The sequence below is a fragment of the Paenibacillus sp. FSL R7-0204 genome (assembly GCF_038002225.1).
In the GTDB taxonomy this organism is placed as follows: domain Bacteria; phylum Bacillota; class Bacilli; order Paenibacillales; family Paenibacillaceae; genus Paenibacillus_AQ.
The window spans coordinates 86,080-101,561 of the sequence record NZ_JBBOCA010000001.1 but is presented as its reverse complement, the minus strand read 5'-3'; the positions used below and the strand labels follow the sequence as shown (position 1 = coordinate 101,561).

Below are 15,482 nucleotides of genomic sequence, written 5' to 3'. Positions count from 1 at the left end.
CGAATTGCAATTAACTGAGGAACAACTGCAGGAGCAGATCGGCAAGCTTGAGGGCTGGAAGCTGGAGAGGGATAGGCTGGTGCGCAAATATATGTTCAGTGAATATATGAAGGGAATTGCTTTTGTAGATGAGGTAGCGACAATCTCGGAGGCTTTTGACCATCACCCGCATATCACCATTGATTACAAAACGGTTGTTCTGCGGCTGGCTGCAGATGTGGAGAAGCTTAATCTCCGCCAGGCGCATGAATTTAATGAGGCATTCGAGAAGACCCGCTAGAGGACAAGGCCCCTATGGAGACAACAGGAATATCTGTTCAATAAAAATGCCCGTGCAAGGATCATTCGTTATCCTCGTCACGGGCATTATACATTTAGAATGAAGAGCATGGTGTGAGTACAGGTTGCGGATTATTTCTTCTCTGCCAGCCATAGGGCTACATTCGCAATCTCTTCAGGGGCCAGCCTGTCTTTGAAGGAAGGCATCTGTCCGCGGCCCTTGGTGACTATGCTGTAGATCTGAGCTGCGTCATGCGAAGCGCCTTCCTGCTGCAGGCTGGGTCCCGCCCCGCCCTGAAGCTGGTCACCGTGGCAGGAGATACAATTGGCCTTCACTGTGGCTTCTGCGGCCGCAGCGTCCAGTACAACTTCCGGCATGGTCGGCTTGTTCTGTTCGGCTACCTCGGATTTACCTGGTAAGGTAAACATTAAGATTACTGCAAAGGCACAGGCGGCAAAAAACAAACCGCTCATGATCCATTTCTGCATCTGCATCCGTCCCTCCATGTAAGCTGCTGACTCCATTATAGCGGATGGTGAAGCGTTATCATAGTATGTGTGTCAAAAAAATGAACACAAATGATCCATTTTTTTGAAAAACAATCTGTTTCCGGTGCTATTCCTCATAGACCATGCAATAAAAAGGCTTGTTGCCGGTCGGGGTGCGGCGTTCATAGGTATCCGTTATAGTGAACCCGCATTTCTGGTAAGCGCGGATGGCGCGCTGGTTCCAGGTCAGCACCTCCAGGTCGATCTCACGCTCCGGGTAACGCGACCGTGCTGCCTGCACAATAGCCTTCATGAACAGATGCCCCATTCCATGGCCGCACAGCTCAGGCCGCATTCCGACTCCAAGCCGGACTACCCCCTCCATCGGAAAGAGCTGGGCGAAGCCGCACAGATCCCCCTCTCCATTCACAACCGATACATATTGCCTACTTCGCAGCTGCGGGTCTCCGAACTCCACGCCCAGCGCCTGCATCTGCTCCCAGGACATCCAGCCGTAAATATTATACGGCGGCTTGTAGCTCCACTCACAGATCTCAGCGGCATGCTGCGGCTCCATAGGCACCACATAAAAGGTTAGCGGGGAGCTAATCATTAGGGGAGGCCTCCTTTCAGGGGACATAAATTCATTTCTTCTATTAATTATATACAAAAACAGCCAGTTTCGACGCAAATTCCTTGCGGAAATGCAGAAACTTGACAAACGTCAATAATTATTTTCCAAATGTGCAGAATCGGTGTTTTACAAATATAGAGACGGGTAAGTAATTTTATAGACAAAAAAAGCCCTTCTCCAAGATTTCGGCAAAAATCTCGGAAAAGAGCGTAGGTTACAAAGAATTATTGTACATCATCGTTGTCTTGGGAATCCGAAGCAACAGTCTTGTAGGCATCTGTACTCATGATTCGTTTGGCGCCAACGTAGCGGTTGACGTAATAGCTGTCACTCAGCGAACTGATGGTTACACCACGCGAGGAAGAGGCATGGGCGAATTCGCCGTCACCAACATAAATACCGACATGGGATACGCCCTTACCGCTTGTATTGAAGAATACAAGATCGCCCGGTCTCATCTCGTCACGGGATACAGCAGAGCCCATCTGATACTGGGAGCCGGATTGATGTGGCAGGTTAATGCCGACTTTATCAAAAACATACATTGTAAATCCGGAGCAATCAAACCCGTTAGTAGATGTACCGCCGGACACGTATTTGGTTCCGATGGCTTTGTCGATCACTTTATCCATTTTGGAATCCGCGAAAGCGCTTCCTGCTCCGATGGTGAAGATAATGGACAAGCTTAGTACTGCGGCTGCTAGCTTCTTCTTCAAAAGTAAATACCCCTTCCAATGCCTACGAGGTTAGCTTAAGGGTTCGGTTGAAGGTCCCCTATGACCCCTCTTAGAATAGGAGGTCAATTCACCCAAAGTGGTTCCCCCGTTTCCCTAATTCATTAGGGAACTCGGCACGACTGTTGATTAGGATTAGCGGTTCATTCAATACATGACAAAACCTTTGTTAAAAGCGATTCAATAATTACAAAAATGTTACTAAAAGCTCACTGCGATAATTGTAACAAAGACTAAGGCGCTTGGCAATCACTTATAACATATTAATGCATCTTTTTTGCTGTTTTTTAGAGTTATAGTCCTTTCGAAAGACTCATATCTATGCGCAGGGATTATTTTATATGATTTTTTCTTTGTTTTTGCAAGAAAATGCTGTTTCAAGGCTGCAGATTCGGGTAAAAGGTAGAATAAGGAAAAGGAAAAACCCGGAAATGATTACGGCAATAATCATCCCGGGCTCGTATAAGTTACATTTAGTTGTTAGAGGCTGAAATATTCGGGGTATGCTTCAAGGGGTCAATCGTAAGCGACAGCTTGGTAGGCTGTTGTGCTCATTACTCGTTTGGCGCCAACGTAGCGGTTGGCCCAGTAGGACTGGCTCATCGAACTGATGGTAACACCACGTGAACTCGAGGACTGTGCGAACTTCCCGTTTCCAACATAAATACCGACATGGGACACTCCGTTACCCAGGGTATTGAAGAACACGAGATCACCGGAACGCAGATTGCTCTTGGATACACTTGTTCCAACTTTGAACTGTGCTTTGGAGGTACGGGGCAAGGTAAGCCCGACATTCTTGAACACATACTTGGTAAATCCGGAACAGTCGAAGCCGCTGGTGGTTGTGCCCCCGGTTTTATACGACGTTCCAATAGTTTTTGAAATCACAGTATCCATCTTGGAATCCGCGAAGGCACTGCCCGCTCCGAGTGTGAATACCATCACAAGACCCAGCGCTGCTGCGGTGCATTTTTTCTTGAAATTCTGACTAATCAAAAGATGTACTCCTTCCAGGGCCTGCGAGGTTAGCTTAAGGATTCGGTAGAAGGTTCCCCTATGACCCCTCTAAAGCGAGATCAATTCACCCAAAATATGGTTCCCCCACTTCCCGGTGCAGGGAATTCGGCGTTTTATGCACCAGAACAGTTACTTATCGGCATTGATTAAATTGCAATAGTTACGGAAGATTTTGCTTGAAAGATTACAAGTTTGTTACTACTAGTACAGCCATCATTGTATCAGAGGATTTATCCTTTTGCAAATGCTTTTGTCCTCCGGTTCAAGCAAAAAAGAGTCCTGCTCCCGGATAGAGGGGCTGTGACTCTCTTTAGTATGCCGCTTCAGCAGCTTATTATTGTGGAAATGATTTATTGGACCAAAGGTGGTACTGGGCAGCGATTCCCCACATATCGAACAGCGTGGAGGGCAGCGGAGCTGCCTGGCGGAGCATAAGGGCCGGCAATCCGGGATAGAACAGAGCAGAGGCGCTGCAGAGCAGAATTACGGCCAGGCTTCCCGCCCCCAGAATGATGGATATACCTATGGAAGGCATCAGCACCTTCAGGCAGATCAGCAGCGAAGAGAACATGCCGGTACCTGCGGTATAGCCGAACTGCATATAGAGAAGAAGCTTGCGCACAAGGAAGAGATAGAGCAGCCAGCCCAGAACATAAGGCACCAGCTTGAGCAGGAGCTGAACATCGAGAACGCCGCTGAGCAGATGACGGTACATACGCGGAAGCAGCCAATAGAGCGGCAGGAGGGTTAGCGCCCATTCGATGAGGCTGAACACCAGCACCGGCAGCCCATATTTTCTCATTCCGGGAAAAAAGAACAGTCCCCGCGCTCCGTCGCGCTCCTGGTGAAGCTCGTGCAGCAGCCCTGCGCGGATAAAGGGAGTCACCAGCAGCCTTAGCACTGTCAGCGCCAGCAGCATCCACAGCCAGTGCTGAACGGCAGGGTCGGTGCGCAGCGCGGTCTGCCCTTCGATATAATACAGCAGCCTGCCTATTCCGCTGCCGCCGGCATTCGCATCCGGGTAGCGGAGCAGGACAGGGACAACCGCGCTTTTAATGAATTTGTACAGGAAATATCCCCAGAACAGCCGGTAGATAAATAGCAGAATCAGTATATAGAACTGCTCTTTCATGCTGATCCAACCGCGGGCAATTGAACTTTTCACCATTCCTTCACCTCACCAGACAAGAGTTCCGAGCAGGGTTTCAAGCAGAGTTGAAGCACTAAGCGTCCAGCGGGAGAGTGTACGCGGCTCAAGCTCCGCCATTCTGAAATTATTTAGATGCCTGCTCTCCAGCAGAATGGAATGCCCCGGATCGATCTCTGCGGAGACCAGCGGCGCTTTATATGCTAACTCAAAGGAGGTAGCCTTACCCTCGCCATTCCAGTATTGCTGAACAGTGTACCCGTCTGCGAAGGTGAATTTCACGGGAACATCGGGGTACAGGCTGCCCTTATTACTTACATCTACCACAGCGTTATAGCGGCTGCCCCCGCCGTCACTGTTGTCCTGTCCGACCGTAAGCCTGATATCGTCAACTGCGAAGTCGGGTGCACCTCCGCTATAGACATACCGTTCAAAATAAGTCTGCCAGGATTGCTTGGTCACTTTCTCTACAACCTTCTGGAAATCAGCGGTGGTCGGATGCTGGAAGCGGTATTTGCGGGCATAGGCGGCGAGGATGGCATCCATATTCTTGGTCCCGGCGATGCGTTCGATATCCTTCAGCACCAGCTTGCCCCGGATGTATACATTGCGCGTGTAGGCATCATCACCGGTGTATTTCCAGGCCTCCAGCTTAAGCGGCTGTGAAGAGGAGACCAGGCTGGACTGCAGCGGCAGGCTTGAGACCACACCGTATTCCTGTTCCATCATCCGGTCTTCGGCATACGAGGTGAAGCTCTCATCAAGCCAGGCTTCTTCGAATTCATTGCTGGCCACCAGGCCGTAGAAATATTGGTGCCCGATCTCGTGGATGATCGTGCGCTCCAGGGAGGTGCCTGGTGTAGTGTCCGTGGCGCCGAAGGCGGTAATCAGGGTCGGATACTCCATTCCTCCCGCCCCGTTGCCGGACTCCGGCGGGACAACAATCGATAAGGTGGAATAAGGATAAGGACCGTACCACTTGCTGAATGCCATCAGTGCAGCCTCAGCCGCCTGGAAATAGCGCTCCTGGAGATGCTTGTGCAGCGGGTCCAGATAGAGCTTAATCTTCACTCCAGGCACCTGCGGCGCGGAGAATGCCTTCTCGGCAACCACGAAATCAGGCGATGCCGCCCAGGCGAAATCGTGGACGTCATCTGCATAGAACTGATAAACCTTGCGCCCCTTTACAATCTTGGCGTCCCTCACCGGAAACCCGGTTGCGGCGACCTTATACTCGGGCGGGACAGAAATGGATACATTGTAAATCCCAAAATCACTGTAGAACTCGGAGTTGCCGTGGTATTGATGCAGGTTCCAGCCTTCTTCCTTGAGTCCTCTTCTGCCGGCAGGCTCATAGACGCTAAGCTTCGGAAACCACTGGCCGGCCATCACGAAGTCGTCAGCGGTTCCCATCCGGGCGAAAATTTTGGGCAGCTTGACCTCAAATTTAAGCCTTACCGTCACGCTCTCACCGCCGTTCACCGGCTGCGGCAGATGGACCTTGAGCAGTGTTCTGTCATTGACATTGCCGTCGTCCGGTTGCACATATTGTGTGCGCTGCATCAGCGAGACGCCTTCGGAGGTCCGCAAATCTGTCAGGGTAATGCTCCCGTAACCTCCTGCAGGCATGGTGTCACCGCGAAGCGTACCCCCGGACTCCTTCATGAAGGTGGTGCTGGCGGATGCGAATGCATTGGGATACAGATGAAAGTAGAGCTCCTGAACCGGCTTTGCGCCCGGATGGGTCCAGGTCAGTGTCTCGGAGGCGACCAGGGTCTCCTTATCGGGCAGGAGCTCCACATCCATGTGATATTCAACCACACGCTGGCTTAAAGCCTCTGTCTCCGATGTGTAGATCGTATCTGAAAGATCGGACTGCACGGGCTGCTGCCGGGGGACAATGGCGGGGGACTTGGCCTCTTTTGGAACAGAGGCAGTCCATACGGCAGGGCTATGCCCTGACAGAAACCATATTCCGCCTCCAAGCAATGTGAGGACAGCCAGAACTGCGAAGATGAGGGTATACCTTAATGAATGTGGCTTCATACTATGATTCCTCCCGTGACAAGCATCTAGGGGATGTATATGTTTGCAATCGCCGCATTATTAGCTAAAATTAAATAATTAGTGAATGGAAAGGATGTGCACATGTGGATAACGTACAACCGGAGGGCAAAAAACAAATTGCCTTGAATATTGTGAACGCCAGAGCCAAGCATAAAGGCTTCGGTGCAGGCTCGATTGATCTGAACAATGTATCGCCTGTTATTATTGATCAGGGCATCGCCGTTATTGATATCGGTGCCATGCATGCCAAGAGCAAAGTGGAGAAGGGAATTAAATTCTCTATGAACCGTGAGGATGTTCCGGCGGGAAGACAGGTATGGGTCGTATGGGTCGCCGTTGACCGTACCCCGGAGGGACAGTTCTACGGCGGAATTACCGCCTGTGAGATGTGGATTGACACCGAAGCGCGCCGTGGCTGGAAGATTCTTGCGGATCATGTCAATAAGCTGGATGCGGCCTTGAAGCGCAAGCTTATTCTGGATGGACTTGGAAGTGCTGAGCGGGCAGCGCTGAAATCCCTGCTGATGGCCCATAATGAAGAGTGGTGGGCCGCTTCGCCTGAGGAGCTGAAGGCCGCGCTGTCGGACTAATACGTGTAGTTGAACAAAAAATAAGGCTTGGCCCCCGCGGGGCCAAGCCTTATCTGATGTCTAAGCAGGGATGAATGGATAACGTTACTGCGGATCTGTTCTGCCGGAAGTGTTCAGCTTGCGCTTGAGCTGGCTGACTCTGGCTTGGCTGATGCCGAGAACCTCGGCAAGCTCCTTCTGGTTGGCATAAGGATGATCTTCGATCGCTTTCATAAGACGCAGACTCATTTCTTCGGTCTTGCTTCTCCGTCCCCCGCGGGCTGGCTCGGGATGTTCTTCTGCTGAACTTGGGGAGGCATGGATGGGTTCTGATCCGCGATCGGGGTCACTTAGCTCCTTCAGACAGGTATTGCAAATGAACTGATCCTTATAGTAGGTCACATGATCAAGACTTCTGCAAAAGGTGCATTCTGTGGAGGTGTACTTTCGGAGGACGATGATATCCTCATCCAGTATAAAAAATTCGATAGGATCCCCAATGTCAATATTGCGTGTCATGCGGATTTCTACGGGAACCACAATTCTTCCGAGACTGTCTAAGCTTCGGATCATGCCTGTATCTTTCATCCCATGTCCCTCATTTACATCTTAATATTTTTTGTAGATATATATGATTATAGCAGTAATTGTAAGTTTAGAGAACGGGGGAAGCGTATACAAATAGGGGGATTTATTGTCATTTTATAGGAATGTTTATCATTTTTTGGCGCCTGAGAGTGCAGAGATCAAAATATAGAAGAAAAACCTCTCCGCCTGGGAAGTCCCAAGGGAGAGGCTGATTAGGGTTCTCTTATTAATACCCAATATACCACAGCCGAAACAGCGGTATAGGCCTTTAGACCAGCCTGTGGGGCTGTGCCTGCGGATCGCTGACCGAGACATAAGGATTGCCCCGCAGATAGAAGCGCCAGGGGCGCCCAGCATACTCTTCTGCATAAGGAATATTGATGCGCGGGGCCTGGGCAATATCCAGGGACTCCGGATCATCCCCCTGCTCGATGCTCAGCGGGCCTTCCCGCAGATCGAACCTGGTATTGTTAAGGCTCTTGTCAATCCGCAGCGCCCGGCACAGCTTGCCCGGCCCGCCGGAGAGGTCCGAGGGCTTCCTGACAGCAACTCCCCTGTATGCCGCCATAAGCTCGGCATCCCTCTCCGTAAGCGGTTCTACTGCCCGGATCAGGACGGCATGCGGTTCGTCCTGTGCGGCAGTTACGACATTCAGGCAATGGTACATGCCATAGATCAGGTATATATATACTGCGCCTCCGGCGCTGAACATGACCTCTGTCCGGGCGGTCCGGCGGCAGCCATACGCATGGCTGCCTTTATCCTCGGCGCCTCCGTAGCTCTCAGTCTCCACAATGCGGCAGCGGATGTCCCCGTCTTCCGTGCGGCGGACCAGATGCTGGCCAAGAAGACGCGGCGCTGCTTCAACGGCCGCGAGCTTGTAGAGCTCAGGCTGCAGCAGCCGTGGCGCTTTCAGCTCAAGGCCGGCGGAGTGATTCGGCTTCATGAATGGATGACACACCTTCCTGCGGCGGAGTTAGGCGGGCTTACGCCTCTGCCGGTCTCCCCATCGTAACGCAGACAGCGGGGAGCGGCAATCCCAGGTTAGTTCATCCACCAGCGCTTGATATTATTCCATAGGGAATGCTCTTCCTTGACCGGATCGGCAGGACCCGGAGGAGCGGTGCTGCCTGAAGCACCGGGTTCACCAGAGCTATGCTGGTCACAATATCTGGTAGGCTCTGTGCCGCTGATGAAGGTCTCCAGCTTTTTCTCCGGACAGTCTGCTGTAGCCAGCATGCCGGACAGCGGGTCAATATATACGCTGACTACGCCATCGGGAATGGGGAAAATCTTCGGCGGCACATTCTCCAGCGCTTTTTCCGTGAATCCGGCGAAGATAGGTGCTGCCCGTCTGCCGTCGGTGGTCGCAATATCACGGCCCTTATCGTATCCGACCCATACGGCGGTTGAGAGCTCAGGCGTGAAGCCTACCATCCATCCGTCGGTATCTGTAGTGCCGGTCTTGCCGGCGACTGGACGCTTGATCATCGGGGCCACCCGGTTCCCGGTGCCTCCGCTCTCGAAGACCCCCTCCATCAGCCGGGTTAACACGTAAGCCGCTGCCGGCTCAACCACGGGCTGACCTTCTGGCTGCGGAGCTTCATATAGAAGATGTCCGCCCGCATCGGTGATCTTCAGGACCGCCGTGACCGGCTGCTTCACTCCGCCACTGGCAATCACTGCGAAGGCTGAGGCCATCTCCAGCGGGCTGACAGGGGAGGTTCCCAGCGCCAGCGAAGGAACGCTCTGCAGCGGGCTGTTAATCCCCATGGCGGCCGCCATAGCGGCGACCTTATCTGCCCCGATCTTCATAATGGTATTCACTGCATAGATATTGTCAGACGCGGCAATGGCCTGCCGCATATTAATCTCTCCCAGATATTTATCCCCGAAATTCCGGGGCTGGTACGTCTTTCGGTTGTTATCATAATGGAACAGCGTCGGCTGACTGTTGAAGACGGATAAGCCTGTCATTTCTTTGGTCGACAGCGCCGCCAAATACATAATCGGCTTAAAGGAAGAGCCGGGCTGGCGCGTCTTCGCCAGCGCATGGTTGAAGGAACTGGTCCGGTAATTCGTGCCCCCGACCATAGCCTTCACATAGCCGGTGCGGGGGTCAACAGAGACGAGGGCCGTCTCCAGCTCGCTGCTGTGGTCCATGCCCTGATCTACCGCCGCTTCCGCAGCCTGCTGCATATCCGGGTCAAGTGTCGTATAGACATTCAGCCCGCCCCGGTCCAGCTCGTCACTGCTGATATGCAGGCTGTCGATCACAAGACTGCGCACATAATCTCGGAAATAGGGTGCAGCCACCGTGGTATCCTTTTGACCCTGCGGGCTTAGCTTCAACTGCTCCTTAGCTGCCTCCTGTGCCTGCGACTCCGTAATATCCCCCGTATCGACCATAGCGGCCAGGATGATGCCTTGACGCTTCAAGGCGCTGTCCAGATGATTATATGGAGAATAATAGGTGGGTCCCTTGGGCACTCCGGCCAGGAGGGCGCTCTCTGCCAGATCCAGATCTGCGGCAGCTTTGCCGAAATACATCCGGGCCGCAGCCTCGATTCCATAAGCGCCGTGACCATAGTAGATTTCATTTAAATACATATTCAGGATTTCATCCTTAGAGTATTTCATTTCCAGCTGCAGGGTATATAGCGCTTCCTTGGCCTTGCGGGTCCAGGTCTTCTCATGGGTCAGGTACAGATTGCGTGCGAGCTGCTGGGTTAAGGTGCTGGCCCCTTGCGTGCGTCTGCCCGCCTCCAGATTGGCGAGGACAGCTCTCCCCATGCCTTTCAGATCAAAGCCGATATGATTATAGAATTTCCGGTCCTCCACAGCCAGCGTGGCCTTGATGAGCAGCGGGGAGATCCGGTTAAGCTCAACAGGCTCTCGGCTGCGGCCGTCTGTAGTGAAGGTGGTCATCACATTGCCCCTGGCGTCAAGCAGTCTGGAGCGGACATCATCCCCAAGCGGGGGGAGCGGCTTCTGATATAGGTATCCAAGCAGAGCGCCGGCGGCCAGCAGGAACAGCAGGGTGGAGACAACCAGCAGCCGAAAGAGCAGGCGGAGGCGGCGTTTGCGGACTTTGGGTGTGCTGGAATCGCGCGTCATGGTATCAGGCTCCTTCGAATTCAAGCAGTTACACAGGATGGCACCATGAGGGTTGCCGCTGCTTGTATTCCTCATTATGGGAAAGGATGAGAAGAGATATTCACCATTGGCAGAGAAAGCGGATCTTGTCGAACCAGGCGGAGAACCGGGGGGATACGCCCGCTGCGCCATGTGTGATTTTATGAACGGTTATGGTAAAATTTTAGATACTTATGAAAATGCATGTAACTATCATGCCCGGGAGGACTGCCGCCATGGCTTTTCGCGTATCTGCTGTACAATATCATCTGCATACCATCTCTTCCTTCGGGGAGTTTGCTGCCGAGTGTGAGCACTATATCAAGACGGCCGGAGAGTACGGCGCCGAATTTATCCTCTTCCCTGAATTTCTTACGACACAGCTGATGTCGATCGGAGGCGAGGACGGGGAGGCGCTGGGGATAGAGGATCTGCCGCAGTTCACAGACCGTTACCTGGAGATGTTCTCCGGGTACGCTGGAAAGTATGCGGTACATATTATTGGGGGGACCCATGTGCTGCGGCGCGGCGGCAAGCTGTATAATGTAGCCCATCTTTTTTACCCGGATGGAAGAATTGCCGAACAGGCCAAGCTGCATATTACCCCTGCCGAGGTAGAGGGCTGGAATATGGGGGCGGGTGAGGAGCTTCAGGTATTCCAGACAGACCATGGGACCATTGCCATGCTGACCTGCTATGACATTGAATTCCCCGAGATTGTGCGCATGGCCCGGGCCAAGGGAGCAGATGTGATCTTCTGCCCGTCCTGCACGGATGACCGCCACGGCTTCCACCGGGTAAGGTATACGAGCCACGCCCGGGCTATCGAGAATCAAGTCTACGTGGTGCTGACCGGCACCGTAGGCTCACTGCCTACTGTTGATCTGATGCGGGCCAACTTCGGCCAGGCGGCGATTATCACACCCAATGATATTCCGTTCCCTCCACAGGGTCTGCTGGCCGAAGGAGAGATCAACAACGATATGATCATCACCGCCGATCTGGATCTGGAGCTGCTGTACCGCGTCCGGGAACACGGAGCTGTAACCACGTGGCGTGACCGCCGCACCGATCTGTACACCGACTGGACGTAAGGGGGAGACTAACGGATGTATTATAAGAAGTTTTACGCTCTGGACGGCAAGACGCCGGTCCCTGCGGTGATTCGTTCCTATACGGAAGCTGATTTCACCGAGCTGATTACGATTCAGTCCGAGGCGTTCCCGCCGCCTTATCCTGCGGAGCTGTGGTGGAACCGGGAGCAACTGCAGAATCACGTGACGCTTTTTCCGGAAGGGGCCTTATGTGTAGAGGCAGACGGGGAGCTGGCCGGATCGGTTACCGGATTCCTGATGAATTTCGGCCCGGAGGCGCCGGCGCTTCATCATACGTGGTCAGAGGTTACGGCAGACGGATACCTTACTTCGCATCAGCCGGGCGGGAATACGCTGTACATAGCAGATTTGTGTGTCCGTCCCAAATACCGCAAGCTGGGTCTGGGCAAGGAGCTGGTCCAGTCGTTATACCATGTGGTCGTGGAACTGAAGCTGGAGCGGCTGCTGGGAGCGGGCCGGATGCCGGGCTATCACCGGGTGGCCGGTCAGATGACAGCGGAAGAGTATCTGGCCGGGGTTGTCGCCGGTAGCTGGTCTGATCCGGTGATTACTTTTCTGCTGCGGTGCGGCCGGTCTCCGGTTAGTGTGGTCACGGGTTATCTGGAGGACGAGGAATCAGGAAATTACGCAGCGCTGATGGAATGGCGGAATCCTTTTAAATAAATGAATACAGCCTATCACCTGGAGGAGATTTCTTGATTATGGAATATAGAAGAATTACAGATATCACAGACCCGTTGTTCAGAGAGGTGCATCAGCTGCTGTCGGATGTATTTCCGCCTGAGGAAGTGCTGGAGTACAGCCTGTGGAAGGAGCCGCTTGCCGATCCGGGAATACGCGTGTTCGCTGCGGTGCATGAAGGGAAGGTTGTAGGTACTACGGAATACCGGTATTATGCCGACTGGAATGTAGCGATGACCGATTTCACCATTATTGGCCGGGAAGGGCTGGGCATTGGCCGTCTTCTGGCGCGTCAACGCTTGAAAGATCTGGAGAAGCTGGCGGCTGAGAATCATACGGAGCTGCTGGGGATGTTCGCTGAGATCTATGATCCGTACCGTGTGGGGTATGATTTTGGCGGAATTAAGCCGATGGACCCGTACGTCCGCCGTGAAGTTCTGTCGCATTTGGGCTATAAAAGAATAGATATTCCCTATGTCCACCCTTCCTGGCAGGGGGATGGCGAGGCGGTGTCCGGTTTGGACCTCTGCTTCATGCCCGGAGATGAGGAGCTGGAGAGCATCGCGGCACCGCTGGTGGCCGATTTCCTGACCCGTTATTACGCCGTGCTGGAGGACAAGCCGGAAGCCTGGACATCGATGATCAGCCAGCTTCGCGGCAGGGAGAATGTGGCGTTATTGCCGCTGTGAGGGCCAGGGCAGATGAAAAAGCGATTGAATTGCCCTCCTGATCTGGATATAGTGTACAATGGGAAAGCGAATATGACCTCTATGATTACAAGTACGAATAAGCGGGGAACATGTGATGACTGAAGGACCACAAGGCAAATACGGCGTTTCGGTAACGCTGGAGAGTGTGCAGGGTACAGAGCGCAGTGTGGTGCATGCTGCGGGAGAGGCTATTGCCAAGGGGCAGTCGCTGTACATCATTTATGAAGAGCAGCAGACCGGACCCGAAGGCACATCGGCCAGGGTACGCAACACACTGAAGATTTCAGAGGGCAGAATCAAGCTAATCCGCCATGGCGCAGTCCAGTCGGAGCAGTCCTTTGAGCCGGGGCAACCGCTGCCCGGATTCTACCGCTCGCCTTATACACAGTTCAATCTCACCACAGACACGAAGACACTGGACATCAAGCGCGAAGGAAGATCGCTTGCCGTTTCATGGGAATATGATCTCTACGTATACGGGGAAATATCAGGACAGTTCGCTATAAGTTTGAATATACAGGAGGAACCACAATCATGACACAATCTTTAAATCCGCTCCAGCTTGCCCATGAACGGGTGAAGGAGGCCATCGCCGATGCGGTTGTAGCCGCAGGTCTGGTGTCCCGCGAAGAGCTGCCGGCCATTGTGCTGGAAGTGCCGAAGGACAAGGCTCATGGAGATATGGCTACGAATGCTGCTATGCAGCTGACCAAGATCGCTAAGCGTAATCCCCGGCAGATCGCCGAGGCCATTATCGAACACCTGGATACGGGCCGTGCTTCTATTGAGAAGGCGGAGATTGCCGGACCGGGCTTCATTAACTTCACTTTGTCCAAAAGCTATCTGTACCCCGTGATCGCACTTGTGGCCGAGCAGGGTGACGGTTATGGCCGTGTGAACATTGGCCAGGGCAAGCGTGTAGAAATGGAGTTCGTCAGCGCGAACCCTACCGGCAGCCTTCATCTGGGACATGCCCGTGGTGCTGCTGTCGGGGATGCCCTGTGCAACGTGCTGGATTATGCCGGCTACAACGTAACCCGGGAATACTACATTAACGATGCCGGGAACCAGGTCGCCAATCTGTGCAAATCCATCGAGACCCGTTACCTGCAGGAACTGGGCCAGCCGGCCGAGATGCCGGAGGACGGTTATCATGGAGAGGATATCAAGGGCTTTGCCAAGGAGCTGGTGGCGGAGAAGGGCGATTCTCTGCTCGCTATGACACCGGGCGACCGGGCGGCATTCTTCCGTACCTACGGGCTTGCCAAGGAGCTCGACAAAATCAAACGCGACCTCGGCCGGTTCCGGGTCAACTTCGATATCTGGTTCAGTGAAACCTCCCTCTATGAGAACGGAGAAGTGCTGCGTTCACTGGATGAGCTCCGTGAGCGCGGAGAAGTCTATGAGAAGGAAGGCGCCACCTGGCTTGCGACTACCAAATACGGTGATGATAAAGACCGCGTGCTGATCAAGAACGATGGCACGTATACGTACCTCACACCCGATATCGCCTATCACAGTGACAAATACGGCCGCGGCTACGACACGATGATCAACATCTGGGGAGCCGACCACCACGGCTATATTCCACGGATGAAGGCGGCTATGGCGGCGCTCGGCAATGATCCCGAGAAGCTCGTAGTGCTGATCGCCCAGATGGTCAGCCTGTTCCAGGACGGCGAGAAGGTCAAGATGTCCAAGCGTACCGGCAAAGCCGTGACGATGGAAGACCTGATGGAGGAAGTCGGAATCGACGCGATCCGTTACTTCTTCACTATGCGCAGCATGGATTCGCACCTGGACTTTGACATGGATCTGGCAATTTCGACATCCAATGAGAACCCCGTATTCTATGTACAGTACGCACATGCGCGGATTTGCAGCATATTCCGCCAAGCGGAGGAGCAAGGGATTGTAGTGCCCGATGCAGCCCAGATTGATTACAGCAAGCTGACTGCCGCCCATGAATATGATCTGCTCCGCAAAATCGGTGAACTTCCTGCGGAGATTACCGTTGCGGCCGAAGGCTATGCGCCGCACCGCCTGGTCCGCTATGTATACGACCTGGCTTCGTTGTTCCACAGCTACTACAAGGCAGAGCGCGTAATTACTGAGGATGCCGCTCAGACGGTAGCCCGCCTTGCCCTGCTGGGCGCTGCACGGACGGCCATTGCCAACGTCCTGCGGCTGGTTGGTGTTACCGCACCGGACCGGATGTAGCTATAATTGGAAAGCGCCGCCCCTGTTTTATGGGGGCGGCGTTTTTCTATTTCTGGCTGAAACGGTACCGTCCTTTACAAGTACAGCAAAGCCG

Annotated in this window: 16 protein-coding genes and 2 riboswitches; of the genes, 7 read left to right on the top strand and 9 right to left on the bottom strand. The window is 53.4% G+C overall.

The window, feature by feature from the left end:
- The first annotated feature begins 4 nt into the window (after window positions 1-4).
- Window positions 5-280 carry a 4a-hydroxytetrahydrobiopterin dehydratase gene (locus MKX42_RS00515; RefSeq protein ID WP_340750408.1) on the top strand — a complete coding sequence of 92 codons (276 nt, stop codon included), beginning with the start codon at window positions 5-7 and terminating at the stop codon, window positions 278-280.
- A gap of 131 nt (window positions 281-411) precedes the next feature.
- Here MKX42_RS00515 and MKX42_RS00510 read toward each other — a convergent pair whose 3' ends face one another.
- From MKX42_RS00510 to MKX42_RS00485, 6 genes are all read right to left on the bottom strand, one after another.
- Window positions 412-768, bottom strand: coding sequence for a c-type cytochrome (locus MKX42_RS00510; RefSeq protein ID WP_340750406.1), 357 nt, complete (start codon window positions 766-768; stop codon window positions 412-414).
- Between the two features lie 127 nt (window positions 769-895).
- Window positions 896-1,381: a GNAT family N-acetyltransferase gene (locus MKX42_RS00505; RefSeq protein ID WP_340750404.1), complete on the bottom strand. Its 486-nt coding sequence runs from the start codon at window positions 1,379-1,381 to the stop codon at window positions 896-898.
- A gap of 245 nt (window positions 1,382-1,626) precedes the next feature.
- Window positions 1,627-2,118 carry a C40 family peptidase gene (locus MKX42_RS00500; RefSeq protein WP_340750402.1) on the bottom strand — a complete coding sequence of 164 codons (492 nt, stop codon included), beginning with the start codon at window positions 2,116-2,118 and terminating at the stop codon, window positions 1,627-1,629.
- Window positions 2,119-2,122: 4 nt separating this feature from the next.
- A riboswitch (cyclic di-AMP (ydaO/yuaA leader) is annotated at window positions 2,123-2,265 on the bottom strand.
- Window positions 2,266-2,652: 387 nt separating this feature from the next.
- Window positions 2,653-3,081 carry a C40 family peptidase gene (locus MKX42_RS00495; protein ID WP_051477954.1) on the bottom strand — a complete coding sequence of 143 codons (429 nt, stop codon included), beginning with the start codon at window positions 3,079-3,081 and terminating at the stop codon, window positions 2,653-2,655.
- A 57-nt stretch (window positions 3,082-3,138) separates the two neighbouring features.
- Window positions 3,139-3,277: riboswitch (cyclic di-AMP (ydaO/yuaA leader) on the bottom strand.
- 213 nt (window positions 3,278-3,490) lie between these two features.
- A complete protein-coding gene (locus tag MKX42_RS00490; protein WP_340750400.1) occupies window positions 3,491-4,324 on the bottom strand; it encodes a hypothetical protein in 834 nt (277 codons plus the stop codon).
- Window positions 4,325-4,333: 9 nt separating this feature from the next.
- Window positions 4,334-6,349 carry a M1 family aminopeptidase gene (locus tag MKX42_RS00485; RefSeq protein WP_340750398.1) on the bottom strand — a complete coding sequence of 672 codons (2,016 nt, stop codon included), beginning with the start codon at window positions 6,347-6,349 and terminating at the stop codon, window positions 4,334-4,336.
- Between the two features lie 104 nt (window positions 6,350-6,453).
- Between MKX42_RS00485 and MKX42_RS00480 the strand changes: the two genes are divergently transcribed.
- Window positions 6,454-6,960, top strand: a complete 507-nt coding sequence (locus tag MKX42_RS00480; RefSeq protein ID WP_340750396.1) for a YwhD family protein — start codon at window positions 6,454-6,456, stop codon at window positions 6,958-6,960.
- 84 nt (window positions 6,961-7,044) lie between these two features.
- Here MKX42_RS00480 and MKX42_RS00475 read toward each other — a convergent pair whose 3' ends face one another.
- The 3 genes from MKX42_RS00475 to MKX42_RS00465 form a co-directional block, all read right to left on the bottom strand.
- The gene (locus MKX42_RS00475; protein ID WP_340750394.1) at window positions 7,045-7,527 is read right to left on the bottom strand and encodes an AbrB/MazE/SpoVT family DNA-binding domain-containing protein; all 483 of its coding nucleotides are present in this window, start codon (window positions 7,525-7,527) and stop codon (window positions 7,045-7,047) included.
- A 268-nt stretch (window positions 7,528-7,795) separates the two neighbouring features.
- Window positions 7,796-8,473 (bottom strand): DNA-3-methyladenine glycosylase, encoded by a 678-nt coding sequence (locus MKX42_RS00470; protein ID WP_340750392.1) that lies wholly within the window; start codon window positions 8,471-8,473, stop codon window positions 7,796-7,798.
- A 98-nt stretch (window positions 8,474-8,571) separates the two neighbouring features.
- Complete coding sequence (locus MKX42_RS00465; protein ID WP_340750391.1) at window positions 8,572-10,644, bottom strand: transglycosylase domain-containing protein; 2,073 nt, start codon at window positions 10,642-10,644, stop codon at window positions 8,572-8,574.
- A 254-nt stretch (window positions 10,645-10,898) separates the two neighbouring features.
- On the opposite strand from MKX42_RS00465, the gene MKX42_RS00460 reads away from it, so the two are divergent.
- The 5 genes from MKX42_RS00460 to argS all read left to right on the top strand — a co-directional run bounded on the left by MKX42_RS00460 (window position 10,899) and on the right by argS (window position 15,388).
- Window positions 10,899-11,756 carry a carbon-nitrogen hydrolase family protein gene (locus MKX42_RS00460; protein WP_340750389.1) on the top strand — a complete coding sequence of 286 codons (858 nt, stop codon included), beginning with the start codon at window positions 10,899-10,901 and terminating at the stop codon, window positions 11,754-11,756.
- Window positions 11,757-11,771: 15 nt separating this feature from the next.
- Entirely contained in the window at window positions 11,772-12,440 is a 669-nt protein-coding gene (locus MKX42_RS00455) for a GNAT family N-acetyltransferase (RefSeq protein ID WP_340750387.1), read from the top strand.
- A gap of 38 nt (window positions 12,441-12,478) precedes the next feature.
- Window positions 12,479-13,147, top strand: a complete 669-nt coding sequence (locus MKX42_RS00450; protein ID WP_340750385.1) for a GNAT family N-acetyltransferase — start codon at window positions 12,479-12,481, stop codon at window positions 13,145-13,147.
- 115 nt (window positions 13,148-13,262) lie between these two features.
- Window positions 13,263-13,706 carry a DUF1934 domain-containing protein gene (locus MKX42_RS00445; RefSeq protein WP_340750383.1) on the top strand — a complete coding sequence of 148 codons (444 nt, stop codon included), beginning with the start codon at window positions 13,263-13,265 and terminating at the stop codon, window positions 13,704-13,706.
- Window positions 13,703-15,388, top strand: coding sequence for an arginine--tRNA ligase (gene argS / locus MKX42_RS00440; RefSeq protein ID WP_340750381.1), 1,686 nt, complete (start codon window positions 13,703-13,705; stop codon window positions 15,386-15,388). The genes MKX42_RS00445 and argS overlap by 4 nt, the downstream gene beginning before the upstream one ends.
- The last annotated feature ends 94 nt before the right edge of the window (window positions 15,389-15,482 follow it).